This window comes from Streptomyces sp. H39-C1 (assembly GCF_027158125.1).
In the GTDB taxonomy this organism is placed as follows: Bacteria; Actinomycetota; Actinomycetes; order Streptomycetales; family Streptomycetaceae; genus Actinacidiphila; species Actinacidiphila fildesensis.
Map to the genome: position 1 here is coordinate 1 of NZ_JAPVLS010000240.1, position 1,597 is coordinate 1,597.

Sequence of the window (1,597 nt, forward strand, 5' to 3'; positions counted from 1 at the left end):
AGGTGGCGACCCGGGTGCACTCCTGGCGGCCGACGGCGCAGCCGATGAGCCGCTGATTGCACCGCGCCGGGCGCTGGGAAATGGGCGGCAGGAAGACACAGCGAGTTAGTACAAACTGGGCCCAATAACGCCGGGCAGGCACCCGGGCACGGGTGTCATCGGAGGCGTTGCGACGGGGCAGCAAGCTAGTAGATCAGGTGACCTGATCTCCGATGCGGCGCTTCCGCGCCGGTCCGTTGGTCGCTCCGCTGAGGGGAATTACCGGCGAGCAAGATGGAGGAACGGACACTCCGTCGGCCGTCCGAGGGCGAGCAAGTTATCGCTTTGGAGCCTCCACCACGTCCGGCCCAGGGGTGCCGGACAGGGACAGCGCGCGGCGCCAGGCGGCGGCCGTCGGCTGTCCGCCGTGCGCGTCGATGACGCGCTTTCGGGCAGCGCGGCGCCGGTCGTCCGTCCTGAGCTGCAGCTCGGATTCGGGCGTGCGGGTGCGCCAGATTTCCAGCGCTCGGGCGATGTTGACGAGCGTCGTCGGTGCGTCGTCCAGGCACAGGAAGCCGGAGCCGGACGCGAACCGCGACACCGGCCGCGTCGCCTTGCGGAACTTCGGCCGGCACTCTCCGCTCTCCGGGTCGACGAGCCGCACGCCTCGTTCGACGCGGACCTCGCGGACCGCCTTCCGCCAGAAGTACCCGCCCTTCCCGCCGTTGAGGGACGCGTCCCAGTGCCGCTCGCGCGACGCCATCCGGCGCAGGATCCGGGCGGCGCGGTCGGAGTCGACGGGCGCCACGTCCACCGTGCGAACGGTCCGGGCCAGTCCCTTGTAGCCCCAGAACCGGCCCGGTCCGGCACCCGCCTTGCGCCACTCCGGCGGGATCTTGTTCTGGTAGTCCTTCGCCATGAACGCGCCGTGCTTGGCGAAGTACGCCGCGAGCCGGGCCGGGGTGTTGACGTGCCCTTCTTCCACCTCGGAGACCTGCGCGCCGTGCTTGGCGTGCTTGGCCCGGTCCTCCGGGTCCGGGTGGGCGACGATGTCCGCCCAGACCTCCAGCACCCAGGCGTCGTACGTCATCCCGTCGCCGACCGCCGGGCGGTAGCGCACGGAGGTGAGCCGCCGCATCGCGCCCGCGCTGCCATCCGGGCGCGGGTGCCACAGGTGGAAGTGGACCGCGCCGCGACGCTGGAACTCCTCCTTCCACAGGCCGGTAAACGGGACGCCCCAGGCCCGCTCGAAGCGCATGTAGAACGCCTCCAGGTGCTTCTTGGCGGCCTTCCCGGTCGGCGCCACGGACAGCCAGTCGTCGGCGTACGTGAGCGTCGTCATCACGGGCGCCTGCCCGAGGACGACCATCGGCGTGTAGTCGATCTCGCCCGTGGCGTGGAACAGCCGGGCCCGCGAGCGGCGTGACCAGCCGTGGATGGGCGCACGCGGCGGCGTCTCGGCCCGGTCGCCGACGTACTCGGCCCAGTAGCTGCCGACCTCGTCCGCCTCCATCCGGGCGCGGTGCTGGGCTCGCTCGGCCGTACGTTCGGCGCGAGCCAGGTCCTTGTGGCCGACCGTGAGGCAGCCGGGCCCGAGCGTGATCCGAAAGCGCGGGCC

1 protein-coding gene is annotated in these 1,597 nt (G+C 71.8%); it reads right to left on the reverse strand.

All coding sequences use genetic code 11. The features are described 5' to 3' along the window. Nucleotides 1–316: 316 nt before the first annotated feature. Nucleotides 317–1,597, reverse strand: a 1,281-nt coding sequence (locus tag O3W51_RS47930; protein ID WP_269290380.1) for a rolling circle replication-associated protein, incomplete at its 5' end; no start/stop codon positions are given.